The sequence below is a fragment of the Streptomyces pseudovenezuelae genome (assembly GCF_029892565.1).
Taxonomy (GTDB): domain Bacteria; phylum Actinomycetota; class Actinomycetes; order Streptomycetales; family Streptomycetaceae; genus Streptomyces; species Streptomyces pseudovenezuelae_A.
Genome location: NZ_JARXVH010000015.1, coordinates 1 through 14,784 on the forward strand (window position 1 = coordinate 1; position 14,784 = coordinate 14,784).

Consider the following 14,784-nt stretch of genomic DNA (forward strand, 5'->3'; position numbering starts at 1 on the left):
CTCCCCCGGGTGGGGGGGGCCGCGGTGGCCCGGGGGCTGCCGGGGGCCCCTCCGTTGGGGGCCATGGGGGGGGGCGGCCGGGCGGGGGGGCCGCCCCGCCACCAGAAGGGGTGAACGCTCGTAACTTTCCCGTGCGGATCGCGTTCGATCGCGCTAAGGGATCAAGCAGTTACGTTCCGTCAGGCAGCGGCCAGCTCTCGCCGTTCGGCCCGGCGCCGGGCCGCGACCTGCGGGTCGAGCGCCGGTACGGCGGCCAGGAGCTGCTTGGTATACGGGTCCCGCGGGTTGTCGTACACCTCGTCGGCGGGGCCTGACTCGACGATCCGGCCGCGGCGCATCACCGCGACCCGGTCGCTCACCTGCCGCACGACAGCGAGGTCGTGCGCGATGAAGACGAGCGCTAGTCCGAGTTCGCGCTGCAACTCCCCGAGCAGGGCCACCACCTGGGCCTGCGTGGTCACGTCCAGCGCGGAGACGGGCTCGTCGCAGACGATGACGCGCGGGTCGGCCGCGAGCGCCCGCGCGATGCCCACGCGCTGGCGCTGGCCCCCGCTGAACTCGTGCGGGTAGCGGTCGTAATGCGCCCCTTCGAGCCCCACGCGCTCCAGCAGTTCCGTCACGCGCCCCCTGATCTGCTTCTCGTCCCGTTCGCCACGCGCGCGTAGCGGGTCGGCTATCGACTCGCCCACGCTGCGGCGGGGGTTGAGGGAGGAGACGGGGTCCTGGAACACCATCTGAACGGCCGGTCGCACACCCACGCGCGCGTGGCCCTCGTAACGGACCTCCCCCGCCGTCGGCTCCAGCAGCCCGACCAGCATCCGCCCGAGCGTCGTCTTGCCGCTGCCGCTCTCGCCCACGACCCCGAGGGTCTCGCCCCGCCGGATCGCCAGCGACACGTCGTCCACGGCCGTGAACGCCCGCTTCCCGCGCCCGAATTCACGCCTGAGGCCAGTGGCCTCCAGGACGACGCTCTCGGACGCCTCGGAGCCCGGCGCTGCCTCGGAGCCCGCTGCCGCGGCGGCCCGTGGCGCGTCCACACGCGGGACCGCGGCCAGCAGTTCGCGCGTGTACGGCTGGACGGGCGCCCCCAGGACGTCGGCGATCGCCCCGTGTTCCACCACGCGCCCGTGCCGCATGACGAGCACGTCGTCGACGCTCTCCGCCGCCACGCCCACGTCGTGTGTGACGAGCAGCAGCCCCATGCCGGTCTCCTCGCGCAGCGTGTGCAGCAGGTCGAGGATCTGGGCCTGGACGGTGACGTCGAGCGCGGTGGTCGGCTCGTCGGCGATCAAGAGGTCGGGCTCGCAGGCGAGCGCCATCGCGATGAGCGCGCGCTGGCGCATGCCGCCGCTGAACTCGTGCGGGCGGGACCGGGACCGGCGTTGTGCGTCCGGAATTCCCACTCGGTCCAGCACCTCCACCGCACGCGCGCGTGCCGCTCGCCGTGACACGCGCGTGTGCACGCGGTACACCTCGGCGATCTGGTCGCCGATCGCGTAGTACGGGTCGAGCGAGGACAGCGGGTCCTGGAAGACCATCGCGGCCTTCGCACCGCGCAGCCGCCGCAGTTCGTCGTCGGACGCCTCCTGTACGTCGACGCCGGCGACCTCGATCGAGCCGCCGACCCGCGCGCCCGTGCCGCGGTGCAGCCCCAACAGGGCCGAGGCGACGGTGGACTTGCCGGAGCCGGACTCGCCGACCAGGGCGACGGCGGCCCCCTGCGCCAGGCTGAAGGAGAGGCCGTCGACGGCCCGCAGGTCGCCGAACTCGACGGACAGATCCGTGACTTGGACGAGACTCACGTCAGTACCACCCGTCGGTCGGCCAGCGCGTACAGCACGTCCGCGAGGGCGTTGGCGAGGACCACGAAGAACCCGATGACCAGGACCATCCCGACGACGACCGGCAGATCGACCACGTCGACGGCGTGGACGAGTTCCTGGCCGATGCCGGGGAGGCCGAAGAGGGTCTCGGTGAGGACCGCGCCGCCGATCGCCGAGCCGACGTTGTTGGCGTTCAGCGCGATGACGGGCGCCAGCGCGCCGCGCAGTGCGTGGCGTCCGACGATCGTCCGCTCGGCGACGCCGTACGCCCGGAAGGTGCGGATGTGGTCCTCGGCCAGCGTCTCCAGCATCGACGCCCTGGTCATCCGGGCGAAGGCCGCGGCCTCGATGAGGGCGAGCGAGAGCCAGGGCAGCAGGAGGTTCCACGCCCACTGCTCGGGATCGTCGGTGAAGTTCACGTACTGCGGGAAGGGCAGGAGTTGCAGTTCGCCGCAGACGACGATCATCAGGACGAGTCCGATGACGAAGACCGGGGTGGCCCAGCCGGCCAGGGTGAGGGCGGTCAGCAGCCGCTCGGTGAACCGGCCGCGCCGCCAGGCGGAGAGCACGCCGGTGCCGACGCCCAGGACGAGCCACAGGACCATCGCGCCGAGCACCAGCGAGAGGCTCACCGGGAGCTTCGTCAGGATGATGCTCATGACCTGCTGGTCGCTCTGGTACGAGAGCCCGAGGCAGGGCGCCGAGCAGTGCTCCACCGAGGTTCCCGTGGAGTAGTCCTGGCCGGCGACCAGGCCCACCAGGAATTGCCAGTAGCGCACGTACAGCGGGTCGTCGAGGCGCAGTTGCTGGGCGACCTGGTGCACCTGCTCCGGCGAGCAGCGCGGGCCGCAGGTGATCTGGGCGACGTTGCCGGGGGTGGCGTAGAAGACGACGTAGACGATCACCGAGATGGCCAGCAGGGTCACCACGGTGCCCACGGCGCGACGCAGGACGAAACCTCCGAAGCCGCTCATGCGGAGCCCTCCTTGCCGGCCTCGGTCGTGCCGTTGCCTGCCTCGGTCGCAGCCTTGCCGACCGCGGACGCGCTCTTGCCCGCTTCGGTCTCGCCCTTGGCCGCCTTCGCCTCGCGCTTGCGGCCCGTGCCGATGCTCAGGCGGGAGGCCGCGCGCGGGTCCAGGGCGGTGCGGACGCCGTCGCCGAGGACGGTGAGCGCGAGCACGGTGACGAACAGCGAGCCGGCCGGGAGCAGCAGGTACTGCGGGGCCGCCTGGTACCAGACGTCGGCCGCGGTGAGCATCTGCCCCCAGGACGGCGTCGGCGGCTTCACGCCGACGCCGAGGAAGGACAGGGCGGCCTCGATGCTGATGTTGACCGGCATGAGGATCGCGGCGTAGGTGATGATCGGCGCGGCGAGCCCGGGCAGCAGTTCCCTGCGGGCGATCCGCCAGGTGCCCCAGCCGCTGAGCCGGGCGGCGGAGACGTAGTCGAGCCCCTTGAGCGTGAGCGTCTGGGCGCGCACGATCTTCGCGATGTTGCCCCACGCGATGAACCCGATGACCAGGGTGACCAGGACGGGTCGCGGGAAGCTCGACGGGACGATCGCGAGCAGTGCCAATGCCATGATCATCAATGGCATGGCGACAAAGATGTCCGTGATCCGGCTCAACAGTTGATCAACCCATCCACTGCCGAGCGCGGACGCGATGCCCATCACCACACCCACGAGGAGCTGGATCACGGTCGCGGCGAACGCGACCCCCAGGGAGACGCGGGCCCCGTAGACCAGCCGCGCGAACAGATCACGCCCGGTCTGCGGTTCGACGCCCAGCCAGTGGTGGCCGCCGATGCCCCCGAACGAGCCGATCGGCACGCCCCCGCGCGCGGAGTCGATGAGGGAGGGGTGGTACGTGGTCGGGTCCTGGCCCTCGATCGCCGTGAGCAGCGGCGCACCGAGCGCGACCAGGATCAGCAGGGCGACGACGGCCGCCGCGACGAGGGCGGCACGCTGCGCTCGCAGCCGCCGCCAGAACTGACGGGCCCCCGAGACCCCCGGGACGGGTTCGATGCCCGTCCCGGGGGTCTCGGCGGCGACAAGTGCCTCGCTCACGGCGCTACTTCACCGCGACCTGCGAGATGTCCAGCACACCGGTCCAGTCGCTGATCACGACGTTCTTGATGTCCTGGCCGACCAGTCGCTTGTAGACGGGGTGGAACAGCGGGACGGTGAGCGCCTGCTCGCCGATCTTCTTGTCCAGTGCACCCCACCTCTTGGCGGCAGCGTCAAGATCGGTCAACTTGTTGATCGCGTCAATCTCGGCATTGACCGACTTGTCGTTCAACAGGCCGTTGTTGAAGTTCGAGCCGTCCTTGACGATCTGCCGGCCGTCGAAGATCGGGGCGAGGAAGGGACCGCCGGAGGGCCAGTCGGCACCCCAGTGGGCGAGGAAGAAGCCGGGCTCGGTCTTCACGTTGTGGATCTTGTCCCGGTAGTCGTTGTCCTCCAGGCCCTGCAGCTTGACCGTGATGCCGGCCTTCTTGAGCGCGTCCTGGATCGCGGTCGCGATCTCGGGGCTGGTCTCGAAGTCCTTGCTGTTGGAGTGGGTCAGCGTGACGGTGAGCCCCTTGGGGTAACCGGCCTCCTTCAGCAGCTCCTTGGCCTTCGCGGCGTTGCCGGTCGCCCCCGCCGGGAAGAGGTCGTAGGGCGTGTAGCCGAAGGACTTCTGGTTCGGCAGGAAGGTCGTCGCGGAGTCGGCCAGCGCGGAGCCACCGGCCGCGTTGATCACGGACGAGCGGTCGATGGCATACGAGACCGCCTCGCGCACCTTCGGGTCGTCGAACGGCTTCACCGTCGGGTTGAACGCGATGTAGTTCGTGTAGCCGAAGTGCCCGGTGCCCACGCGCGCGGCCAGCTTCTTGTCGCCCGACACCTTGGCGAGCTCGGCCGGACCGAGGTTGGTGTCCGTGGTGACCGCGGTCGCGTCCGCCCCCTGGGACGCCGACAGCCGCTGGTTGATCACGGACGAGTCGAGCCCCGACCGCACGTCGATCTTGTCCGGGTACGCCTTGCGCTCGTCGTCGACGGAGGCCGACCAGTAGGTGTTGCGCTCCAGGACGAGGTGCTCACCGTCGTTCTCGTTCTGGACGACCTTGTAGGGGCCGGACGAGACCGGGTGCTCCTCGTACTTCGTGCCGGTGTCCTTGGCCTTCGGGACGGGCGTGGTCTGCGTCTGCGTGGCCAGGTAGGGGAACTCGCCCTCGGGCTTGTTCAGGTGGAACACGATGGTCCGGCTGTCCGGCGTCTCGATCGCCGACAGGCCCTTCTTGTCCTTGTAGGGCCCCTGGTAGTCGGCCGCGCCGACCAGCCAGTCCCGCAGGTAGGGCGCGCCGCCGGACAGCTCGGGCGCGAAGGAGCGCTCGATGCCGTACTTGATGTCGGCGGACGTGATCGCCGTGCCGTCCTCGTACTTGAGGCCCTTCTTCAGGGTGTACGTCCACTCGGTCGCGTCCTTGTTGGGGCGCCCGGTGTCGGTGGCGAGGTCCGGGACGACCTTGGCACCGGCCGCGCCGTTCTCGCGGTTGCGGGTGGTGAGCGTACGGAAGACCAGGGACGGGACGTTGCCGCCGCCCGAGGTGTACAGGCGGGCCGGGTCGAAGTCCTGCTGCGGGTCGGAGTTCAGGACCGTGAGCGTGCCGCCCTTGTGGGGCGTGGAGTCGCCACCGGAGCCCTTGGCATCGTTGTCCTCAGGCCCGCAGGCGGCGACGCCCGCTGCCAGAACCAGGCCTACGGATGCCGCGGCCACTCGGCGCGCTGTGGCGGACGGTTGACGCATCGGAATGACGACCTCTCGGGTGGTTCGAGCCCCGCGGCTCGAATGGTGAGACGGATTGACGAGGAGTGAGACGAATGTGAACAGACGTCTGCCCGGGCGTCAGGTCGTCGAGAAGCCGTGACCGGTCACGGCGGAGAAGAGAGATCGCGACGCGAACGCCCGGAAGGGAGCGTCAGCGACAGTGGATGTCGGCCACACAGAGTGGGGTCACGCCGATGAGCGCCAGCTCGATGGGGGCGCTCTGCTCGACGGGATGACTAGACCACATGCGCAGCAATATGTATGACTGATCAACGCATGTCAATGTGACATGAGCGTCACCGGTCGACCCGTGCGTCAACTTCCGGGATACGGCCAGGGGTTGGGCAGACAGTGGATTCCGTCATGGTCCAGGAACTTGGTCTGCTGCTGCATCACCGGCGCGAGCTGGCCGTTCTTGTCACAGGTCACATGGTGATAGCCGAGACGGTGACCCACCTCGTGGTTGATCAACATCTGCCGGTAGGCGTGAATCTCGTCACCGTAGGTGGTCGACCCCTGTGCCCATCTGTATGCGTTGATCATCACTCGTTCGGTGGCGGCCGAGTCGCAGGACACGTTGTCCTCGGTGGTGTCCAGACCGGACCTGGCGCACCAGTCGGCGGTCGTGCCGGGACTGGCGAGCGTGATCACGAAGTCCGGCTGCCCGGAGTAGACACGCTCGAAGGTACGGGCGCCGTTGTGCGCCCAGCTCCGGTCGTCGTTGAGCGTCTTCTGCACGGCGGCGGCGAAGAGCTCCCCGTCCAGCCCGAGCCCCTTCTCCACGTCCACGCGGTACGTGTACTTCTGCCCCTTGCCGGGCGCCTTGGCGACCCCCGGGATCGCGTCGAACTTCCCCGACCCCTTGAGCTTGGCCCCCAGCGCGTACTTCTTGTCCATCTTCTGCGCGTACGTCAGCGTCGCCACGCTCGGCGACGAGGACGGCGTCGGCCGCCCGTCCCCGCGCGACGACGAGTCCCGGGCGTCCCGCCCCTGATCCGTGGCCGACTGCGTCCGTACGCCGTTGTCGTCACGTCCGTCCGCGACCTGGCCGGCGACGACGACGGCCAGCACGGTGACGACGGCGGCGGCCGCGATGCCGGTGAAGGCCCTGCCCTTGGCGCCCGTGGCCTGCGCGGGCACACCGGTCGGCGGCGCGTCGTCGTGGTCGGCGTCGGTCTCGGAGGGAACGCCCACGCCGGTACGGCGGTCCCACTCGGTGCCGGAGTCGTAGAGGTCGGTGGCGGTTCGGGCGCGCGGCGCGAAGACGTCGTCGTCCTCACCGAAGGCGTCGACATAGTCCTGCCGCGGACCACCTGAAGGCGCTTGTCGCCGCCGGGAAGGGGCAGCACCCGGCCCCGCCGGACCCGCGCCCCTCAACTCGCCCCACCCGCCACCGGATTCACGCTGCTGCGGGTGCCCACCACGTACCTGGGGGAAACCGTGGGCGGGGGTCCCGTCGGGAAGTCGAGGCACTCCACGCGCGGGCGTGCCGTCCGGCAGCCGCGGGAACCCGTGCGCGGGCGTGCCGTCGGGGAGGCGAGGGAAGCCGTGTGCGGGCGTGCCGTCGGGAAGTCGCGGTACCCCGCGCGCGGGCGTCCCGTCGGCAGGCCTGGGAAAGCCGTTCGCCGGCGTCCCGTCAGCCATCCGCCCGGCTCCACTCCGACCGCCCGAGCCCTGCCACTGTCCCTGCTGCTGTCCTTGCTGGGGCTGGGGCCAACCGCCACCCTGCTGAGGCCGGCCACCCTGCTGCCACGCCCCGGGAACCGCGCCGGAAGGCGGCCCGTCCCCACGCCGAGGCCCAGGTATGGGAGGCACCGCACCGGCAGGCCCTCGGCCAGAAGCCGCACCCGGCCGCTGCCGTTGCTGCCCCTGCCCCTGTTCCCGTTGCTGCCCCTGCTGCGCCTGTTGCCCCTGCCGGGACGCCGCACTCGGCCCCCCGCCCGCGGCCGCAGCGGGCCCGGCGCCGGACTCCGATCGCGCAGTCCGAGCACCCCGCCCCGCGCCTATGTCGGCGGCCTCGCCCTTGGCAAGACCGCGACGGCTGTGGCGTCCCACGTCCCCCCTCAGCTCCTCGCGCTCTCGCCGACTCCGTCACCCTCGCCGGCCACCTTCGCACGCCCCGTCCTCGAACCCACAGTCCTGGAGCGCTCCGGTTTCACGCTCTCGCCGCCCTCGTCGCCCTTGATGTCACCGTCACCGCGCCCGGCGACTGACGAGCCGTCGGCGACACCAGCACCGTAGGCACCACGGGCCCCACCGGCCAAGTCGCCCCGCGTGTCCGACGGCACCGACTCCCCCGAATCCGCGAGGAGTTCACAGAAACTCCGGGCCACCAGCTCCGGGTACTCCATCATCGCCACATGTCCCGCGTCCGGCAGGCTGAGCAGGCGGGAGTCGCGGAAGGTGCGGGCCGCCTTGCGGGCCATGCGGTAGCCGACGAGCTGGTCCCGGCCGCCGTAGATGAGCAGGGTCGGCGCGAGGACCCGTTCGGCCTGGCGCCACAGCCCGTGCTGGCCGCCCAGCGTGTACGCGTTGACGATCCCGCGCGCGGAGCGGGTCATCGCGTCCCAGAAGTACGGCAGTTGCAGCCGCCGCTCCATCTCCTCGACGGCGTCACTGAGACCTTCCGGCGTCACCATCCCGGGGTCGCCGTAACACAGCGTCAGAACGCCGCGGACGCGCTGCTCCGCCGTCCACTCCCGGGTGAGCCTGGTGAACAGCCCGGTCACTCCGGGCAGCGCCATCAGCACCGTGGGCACGGCGCTGCGCTGGACGCGGATCTCGGGCAGTGCCGGCGACACGAGCGTGAGTGTGCGCACCAGGTCGGGCCGCAGCGCCGCGACGCGTGTAGTGACCGCGCCGCCGAGCGAGTTGCCGAAGAGGTGCACGGGACCGCGCCCTGCCGCGTCGAGAAAACGGATCACCGCGCGCGCGTGCCCGGTGATCGAGTAGTCGCCGTCGTCCGGCGGCGGAGAGTCGCCGAAGCCCGGCAGATCGAGGGCCTCGCCGTCGACGACGCCCTCCAGCCGCTCCATCAGTACCGACCAGTTCTGCGAGGAACCGCCCAGGCCATGGACGTAGAGCGCGGGCGGCAGCCCCTCGCGGGACGGGGGTCGCGAACGGACCGTCAGCGTGATGCCCGGCAGCCCGACCGATCTGAGCCGCTCGCCGTCCGCGACCCTGACGGGGGACACCTTCGGGAGCACATTGGTCGCCGGCACGGACGGCGGCTCGGTCGAAGACATGCGGCAATGTTACGAGACGATCACGCAGGGGCTCGTGTGTTCGCCGTCACAGATCGCACGCACGCTCGCATAGCGTCCGGATCCGGTGTCTCCTAGGCTCGTGAAGAGGGCACCCGCTTGTAGCCCCCGTTTCTTCCGGGGACATTCGTAGGAAGGGAGCCCAACATGGCCATCGACCCCACCGATCCCGAGACATTCGAGGACGAGCGCGCCGAGGAAGCGACGGAGATCGACGTGGAGGCGCCGGAGGCGGACGCGGCGGAGCAGCACGCCGATGTCGTGCCCGACCGCGACGAGCCACTGGAGGACGTCGACCCGGCCCGAGCGGCCGAGGCCGACGTGATCGAGCAGCATCGGGTCGTCTCGCTCGACGAGGACGACTACCGCTGAGCGGGCGGAAGGCGCTCTTTTGCCCACATCGAAGCGGTCCGAAACCGCCTTTTCGGGTATCACCATGGTCCCGTCCGTGAAATTCTGCGCTCGCACCGCGCACACCACGGTTACCGAAAAGTACGATGGCGACGCGGCGCTCACCGCAAGAGGACGACTTTGGGAGGCGGCGTGACAGCCATCGAGCAGACAGAGGCGGCACGCCCGAGGGGTACGCGCCTGCCGCGCCGTGCCCGACGGAACCAGCTGCTGGGCGCCGCGCAGGAAGTGTTCGTGGCGCAGGGCTACCACGCGGCGGCGATGGACGACATCGCCGAGCGGGCGGGCGTCAGCAAGCCGGTGCTCTACCAGCACTTTCCCGGCAAGCTCGACCTCTACCTGGCACTTCTCGACCAGCACTGCGAGTCACTGATCCAGTCGGTGCGTGTGGCGCTCGCGTCGACGACCGACAACAAGCAGCGGGTCCGCGCGACGATGGACGCCTATTTCGCGTACGTCGAGGACGACGGCGGCGCCTTCCGCCTGGTCTTCGAGTCGGACCTGACCAACGAGCCCGCCGTGCGCGAGCGCGTGGACAAGGTCACGAACGAGTGCGCCGAGGCGATCTGCGAGGTCATCGCGGAGGACACCGGCCTCTCCCAGGCGGAGTCGATGCTGCTGGCCTCCGGGCTCGGCGGTCTCGCTCAGGTGGTGGCCCGTTCCTGGCTGCACAGCGACCGCAGCGTGCCCCGCGACCAGGCGGTGCAGCTGCTGACCTCACTGGCCTGGCGCGGTATCGCGGGCTTCCCGCTGCACGGCACCGACCAGCACCACTGACGCCACCGCGACCCCGGGCGACCGTTTGTTCCCGTCCGCTGTTCGCTCCTGGCGTTCCGGGGCGGAGCGTGTACGTCCCCTCACCGGGCTAATGTGTGCTGGGTAGGGCGCGGACAGGTCGCGCACTTCACTGACCGTCGGAGGGACATAGTCGTGGAGGTCAAGATCGGCGTGCAGCACGCGCCCCGCGAGATCGTTCTGGAGAGCGGTCAGAGTGCCGAGGAGGTCGAGCGGATCGTGGCCGAGGCACTGGCCGGGAAGTCGCAGCTGCTGACCCTCGTGGACGAGCACGGCCGCAAGGTCCTCGTCCCGGCCGAGCGACTCGCCTACGTCGAACTGGGTGAGGCGGCCCCGCGCAAGGTGGGCTTCGGCGCGCTCTAGGCACACGCGAACAGAGGGGCCCGGCAACGTCTCGTCGCCGGGCCCCTCTGTTGTTTTCCGCCACGTACCTCACCACCGTCTTCTCCACAAACGGAGCACAAGTCACGCACAGAGGAGGATTGCATTCCGCAGGTCACGGGTATGACCGCCTAAGACCGTGATGCGCAGGCAGGCCGTGTGGGAGGGACCCCTCGTGATGTTGTTGGAAGCGCTCGCCGCAGCCGTTCTCGGTCTGGCTCTGGCAGCCGTGACGGCCCATCGACTCGCGGACCGGCTCCCGGCCCGATCCCTGGTCCTCGCCACCGGAGTGGCCGGCGCCCTGTTCGGCGCCTTCGTCACCCACAGCGCCCTGGGCCCGGGCAGCCTCCTCCTGATCCTCCTGGGCGCGGCCGTCGTCTCCGCCGCCTCCCTCTCACTCCTCCTGCGCCCGTCTCGCAGACTCCGCCGCTCAGCACCGGCGTAGAGCACTGGGAGACAGGCGGCGCGGCCAACTTCCTCAGGGGCGCGGGGAACTGCGCGACCAGCCCCCACCGGGCCGCAGCCGAATCCCCCGCCCCCTCGCGGAGCGCTACGCCGCCAACCCCAGCGCAGCCATCCGCTTGGTGTGAGCCTCAGTAATCCGCGAGAACATCCGCCCGACCTCAGCAAGGTCGAACCCGTCGGCGACTCCACCGACAAGCATCGTCGACAACGCATCCCTGTCGGCGACAACCCGCTGGGACTGCGACAACGCCTCCCCCATCAACCGCCGAGCCCACAGCGCGAGCCGCCCGCCCACACGAGGCTCCGCGTCGATGGCGGCCCGCACCTTCTCGACCGCGAACCCGGCATGACCGGTGTCATCGAGAACCGCCAGCACCAGCTCCCGCGAATCCGTGTCGAGCCGCGCGGCGACCTCACGGTAGAAGTCGGACGCGATCGAGTCACCGACATACGCCTTGACGAGCCCCTCAAGCCAGTCCGAAGGCGCCGTCTGCCGGTGAAAACCGTCCAGCGCGGCAACGAACGGCTGCATCGCGTGCGTGGGCTCCTCGCCGATCTCCGTCAGCCGATCCCGCAGCCTCTCGAAGTGGTGGAACTCGGCCGAAGCCATCTTCGCCAGCTCCGCCTTGTCCGCCAGCGTCGGCGCCAGCTTCGCGTCCTCCGCGAGCCGCTCGAACGCCGCCAGCTCCCCGTACGCCAGCGCGCCGAGCAGGTCGACGACCGCGGCACGGTACTGCGGGTCGGCGGCGGCCGTCGCCCAGTCCTGGGCGGCGACCCCGGTCTGCTCGGCGGGGGCGTCGACAGTCGCGTCGGAGGCGTTGTCAGGCTTGTCGGAGGTCGTCATGAAGCGCACAATAGCCCGCTCGCCGCGAGGCGGAAGTCCCTGGTCAATCAGTGTGACGACGACTACGTGACCAATTCGGCCATCGCGTGTGCACGTTTCCGGGGTATGGTGGTAATGCGCCTGCTGAGTACGCACGTCCATAACGACGGCATACCTCGTGCGGCCGCACGTTTGAGGATGCCCGGTCGGTGGCCCGATCGGCTCCGACCCGACAGCCCTCTGGGTCGTACGCACTCTGCGTACGGAGTACGGAGGGAACCCTCAGCGGTACGAGCGCTAGAGCGTCGGCAGAGGTCCCGTGCCCTACGGCCCATGTCCGTAAGGCAGCCGACGTCCCCGGCACGGTCCGTCAACGACCCCTTCGCTCGCCTCGCGCCGCGCACACAGAAGAGGCAAAACCCTGACTACGACGTTCAGAGATCTCGGAATCCTTCCCGAGACCGCCGAGGCGCTTGAAGCCGTCGGCATCATCACCCCCTTCCCCATCCAGGAGATGACCCTCCCCGTCGCCCTCTCGGGCTCGGACGTCATCGGCCAGGCCAAGACCGGCACCGGCAAGACGCTGGGCTTCGGCCTCCCGCTCCTCGAGTGCGTCACCGTCCCGGCCGACGTAGAGGCCGGCCGCGCCAAGCCCGAGGCCCTCACCGACGCCCCGCAGGCGCTCGTCGTCGTCCCCACGCGCGAGCTCTGCACGCAGGTGACCAACGACCTGCTGACCGCGGGCAAGGTCCGCAACGTACGCGTGACGGCGATCTACGGCGGCCGGGCCTACGAGCCCCAGGTCGAGGCCCTCAAGAAGGGCACCGACGTCATCGTCGGCACCCCGGGCCGACTGCTGGACCTCGCGGGCCAGAAGAAGCTCAACCTCAAGCACATCAAGGCGCTCGTCCTCGACGAGGCCGACGAGATGCTCGACCTGGGCTTCCTGCCCGACGTCGAGAAGATCATCAACTTCCTGCCGGCCAAGCGTCAGACCATGCTGTTCTCGGCGACCATGCCGGGCGCGGTCATCGGCCTGGCCCGCCGCTACATGTCGCAGCCCACGCACATCCGCGCCACCGCGCCGGACGACGCGGGCGCGACGGTCGCGAACACCGCGCAGTACATCTACCGCGCGCACAACATGGACAAGCCCGAGCTGGTCTCACGCATACTGCAGGCCGACGGCCGGGCCCTGGCCATGGTCTTCTGCCGCACCAAGCGCACCGCGGCCGACCTCGCCGACCAGCTCAAGCAGCGCGGCTTCGCCGCCGGCGCGGTCCACGGCGACCTCGGCCAGGGCGCCCGCGAGCAGGCGCTGCGCGCCTTCCGCAACGGCAAGGTGGACGTCCTCGTCTGCACCGACGTCGCCGCCCGCGGCATCGACGTCGAGGGCGTGACGCACGTCATCAACTACCAGTCCCCCGAGGACGAGAAGACGTACCTGCACCGCATCGGCCGTACGGGCCGCGCGGGTGCCAAGGGCATCGCCGTCACCCTCGTCGACTGGGACGACATCCCGCGCTGGCAGCTCATCAACAAGGCGCTGGACCTCGGCTTCCCGGCCCCGCCGGAGACGTACTCCACGTCCCCGCACCTCTTCGAGGAACTGAACATCCCCGTGGGCACCAAGGGTGTCCTGCCCCGGGCCGAGCGCACCCGCGCCGGGCTGGAGGCGGAGGTGCTCGAGGACCTCGGCGAGACGGGCGGACGTGGCGGTCCGCGCGGCCGTGGCGGACGAGGCGACCGGGACAACCGGGGAGACCGCGACAACCGGGGTGACCGCGGAGACCGGAACGAGTCCCGCTCCGGCGACCGCGAGCGTCCCGCGCGTACGCCGCGCAGCCGCCGGCGGACGCGTAATGGAACCCCGCTGGACGGTACAGCCGCTCCGGCCGCTTCGGTGGCCGCAGTGCCCGAGGCCGAGGAGGCCACCGGCACGCGTACACCGCGCCGCCGGCGCCGTACCCGTAACGGCGCGTCGGAGCCGGTGACGGCTGCCGCAGCCGTACCGACCGAGGCCGCCGAGGCCGCGGTCACCACGGCTGAGGGCCCTGCGCTGGACGCCCCCGAGACCTCGTCGAAGTCGCGCCGCCGCCGGACCCGCCGGTCCGCGGAGGCACCGGTCGAGGCCACGGAGGCCGCTGCCGCACTGGCGGCTCCGCCGGTCGTCGTGGAGACCCCGGTCGCCGTGACCGAGCCGGAGGCTCCGGCCGCCCCGCGTCGTCGTACGCGCAAGGCGACGGCCGCCGCGGAGACGGTCGTGGACACGGCGGAAGCCGTGGAGACCAAGCCGAGGGCTCGCCGTACCCGCAAGGCCGCCGAGCCGGCTGTCGCCGCGGAGACCACCGAAATCGCCGAGGTCATCGAGCTGTCAGAGGCCAAGCCGCGCCGCGCCCGAAAGGCCGCCGCTGCCGCCGAGGCCGTCGTGGACACGGCGGAAGCGGTGGAGACCAAGCCGAGGGCTCGCCGTACCCGCAAGGTCGCCGAGCCCGTGGAAGCGGTCGCGGAGGTCACCGAGCTGGCCGAGGCGAAGCCGCGCCGTACCCGGAAGGCCGCCGCTGCCGCCGAGGCCGTCGTGGAGACGGCCGAGGCCACGGAAACCAAGCCCAAGGCCCGTCGCACCCGCAAGGCAGCGACCGCCGCCCCGGAGACCGCCGAGGTCACCGAGGCGCCGGCCGAGGCCAAGCCGCGTCGTACCCGCAAGGCCGCCGCCGCTGCCGAAACCGCCGTGGACACGGCGGAAGGCACGGAGGCCAAGCCCAAGGCTCGCCGCACCCGCAAGACCGCCGAGCCCGTCACCGCCGACATCCCGGCCCAGGCCGTGGAAGAGGCGGCGGCCAAGCCGCGCCGTACCCGGAAGGCCGCGGCAACCGCCGAGGCCCCCGCGGAGACGGCCGAGGCGAAGCCCAAGACGGTACGGCGTACGCGCAAGGCGACCGCCGCAGCCGCGGAGCCTGCCGAGAGCTGAGCGCTCACTCTCACCGACGGCCCCGGCCCACATCACGTGG

At 70.8% G+C, this 14,784-nt stretch carries 13 protein-coding genes; 5 read left to right on the forward strand and 8 right to left on the reverse strand.

Annotated features, from left to right (window positions below; genetic code table 11):
- Window positions 1-179: 179 nt before the first annotated feature.
- The 7 genes from M2283_RS36815 to M2283_RS36840 form a co-directional block, all read right to left on the reverse strand.
- Window positions 180-1,802: an ABC transporter ATP-binding protein gene (locus M2283_RS36815; protein ID WP_348538951.1), complete on the reverse strand. Its 1,623-nt coding sequence runs from the start codon at window positions 1,800-1,802 to the stop codon at window positions 180-182.
- Complete coding sequence (locus tag M2283_RS36820) at window positions 1,799-2,797, reverse strand: ABC transporter permease (protein ID WP_280880841.1); 999 nt, start codon at window positions 2,795-2,797, stop codon at window positions 1,799-1,801. Before M2283_RS36820 ends, M2283_RS36815 begins: the two co-directional genes overlap by 4 nt.
- Complete coding sequence (locus M2283_RS36825) at window positions 2,794-3,891, reverse strand: ABC transporter permease (protein ID WP_280880842.1); 1,098 nt, start codon at window positions 3,889-3,891, stop codon at window positions 2,794-2,796. Before M2283_RS36825 ends, M2283_RS36820 begins: the two co-directional genes overlap by 4 nt.
- 4 nt (window positions 3,892-3,895) lie before the next feature.
- On the reverse strand, window positions 3,896-5,614 hold the full coding sequence (locus M2283_RS36830) for an ABC transporter substrate-binding protein (protein WP_280880843.1): 1,719 nt from the start codon (window positions 5,612-5,614) through the stop codon (window positions 3,896-3,898).
- A 172-nt stretch (window positions 5,615-5,786) separates the two neighbouring features.
- Complete coding sequence (locus tag M2283_RS51750; protein WP_348538952.1) at window positions 5,787-5,882, reverse strand: Ms4533A family Cys-rich leader peptide; 96 nt, start codon at window positions 5,880-5,882, stop codon at window positions 5,787-5,789.
- 68 nt (window positions 5,883-5,950) lie between these two features.
- Window positions 5,951-7,279 (reverse strand): DUF3152 domain-containing protein, encoded by a 1,329-nt coding sequence (locus M2283_RS36835; protein ID WP_280880844.1) that lies wholly within the window; start codon window positions 7,277-7,279, stop codon window positions 5,951-5,953.
- A 419-nt stretch (window positions 7,280-7,698) separates the two neighbouring features.
- Entirely contained in the window at window positions 7,699-8,880 is a 1,182-nt protein-coding gene (locus M2283_RS36840) for an alpha/beta fold hydrolase (protein WP_280880845.1), read from the reverse strand.
- A gap of 165 nt (window positions 8,881-9,045) precedes the next feature.
- On the opposite strand from M2283_RS36840, the gene M2283_RS36845 reads away from it, so the two are divergent.
- The 4 genes from M2283_RS36845 to M2283_RS36860 all read left to right on the forward strand — a co-directional run bounded on the left by M2283_RS36845 (window position 9,046) and on the right by M2283_RS36860 (window position 10,930).
- Entirely contained in the window at window positions 9,046-9,270 is a 225-nt protein-coding gene (locus M2283_RS36845) for a hypothetical protein (protein ID WP_280880846.1), read from the forward strand.
- Window positions 9,271-9,441: 171 nt separating this feature from the next.
- Window positions 9,442-10,086, forward strand: coding sequence for a TetR/AcrR family transcriptional regulator (locus M2283_RS36850; protein ID WP_123997902.1), 645 nt, complete (start codon window positions 9,442-9,444; stop codon window positions 10,084-10,086).
- 153 nt (window positions 10,087-10,239) lie between these two features.
- The gene (locus tag M2283_RS36855; RefSeq protein WP_123997903.1) at window positions 10,240-10,467 is read left to right on the forward strand and encodes a DUF3107 domain-containing protein; all 228 of its coding nucleotides are present in this window, start codon (window positions 10,240-10,242) and stop codon (window positions 10,465-10,467) included.
- Between the two features lie 196 nt (window positions 10,468-10,663).
- Window positions 10,664-10,930, forward strand: coding sequence for a hypothetical protein (locus tag M2283_RS36860; protein WP_280880847.1), 267 nt, complete (start codon window positions 10,664-10,666; stop codon window positions 10,928-10,930).
- A 105-nt stretch (window positions 10,931-11,035) separates the two neighbouring features.
- Here the strand turns inward: M2283_RS36860 and M2283_RS36865 are convergent, their stop codons facing one another.
- Window positions 11,036-11,803, reverse strand: coding sequence for a ferritin-like fold-containing protein (locus M2283_RS36865; protein ID WP_280881045.1), 768 nt, complete (start codon window positions 11,801-11,803; stop codon window positions 11,036-11,038).
- Window positions 11,804-12,287: 484 nt separating this feature from the next.
- Here M2283_RS36865 and M2283_RS36870 point away from each other — a divergent pair, with 484 nt between their 5' ends.
- Entirely contained in the window at window positions 12,288-14,744 is a 2,457-nt protein-coding gene (locus M2283_RS36870; protein WP_280880848.1) for a DEAD/DEAH box helicase, read from the forward strand.
- The last annotated feature ends 40 nt before the right edge of the window (window positions 14,745-14,784 follow it).

Coding starts and splice junctions, on each gene's coding strand:
- M2283_RS36830 (WP_280880843.1), bottom strand. CDS start 5,614: ATGCGTCAACCGTCCGCCACAGCGCGCCGAGTGGCCGCGGCATCCGTA.
- M2283_RS36845 (WP_280880846.1), top strand. CDS start 9,046: ATGGCCATCGACCCCACCGATCCCGAGACATTCGAGGACGAGCGCGCC.
- M2283_RS36840 (WP_280880845.1), bottom strand. CDS start 8,880: ATGTCTTCGACCGAGCCGCCGTCCGTGCCGGCGACCAATGTGCTCCCG.
- M2283_RS36870 (WP_280880848.1), top strand. CDS start 12,288: ATGACCCTCCCCGTCGCCCTCTCGGGCTCGGACGTCATCGGCCAGGCC.
- M2283_RS36835 (WP_280880844.1), bottom strand. CDS start 7,279: ATGGCTGACGGGACGCCGGCGAACGGCTTTCCCAGGCCTGCCGACGGG.
- M2283_RS36820 (WP_280880841.1), bottom strand. CDS start 2,797: ATGAGCGGCTTCGGAGGTTTCGTCCTGCGTCGCGCCGTGGGCACCGTG.
- M2283_RS51750 (WP_348538952.1), bottom strand. CDS start 5,882: ATGTGGTCTAGTCATCCCGTCGAGCAGAGCGCCCCCATCGAGCTGGCG.
- M2283_RS36860 (WP_280880847.1), top strand. CDS start 10,664: ATGTTGTTGGAAGCGCTCGCCGCAGCCGTTCTCGGTCTGGCTCTGGCA.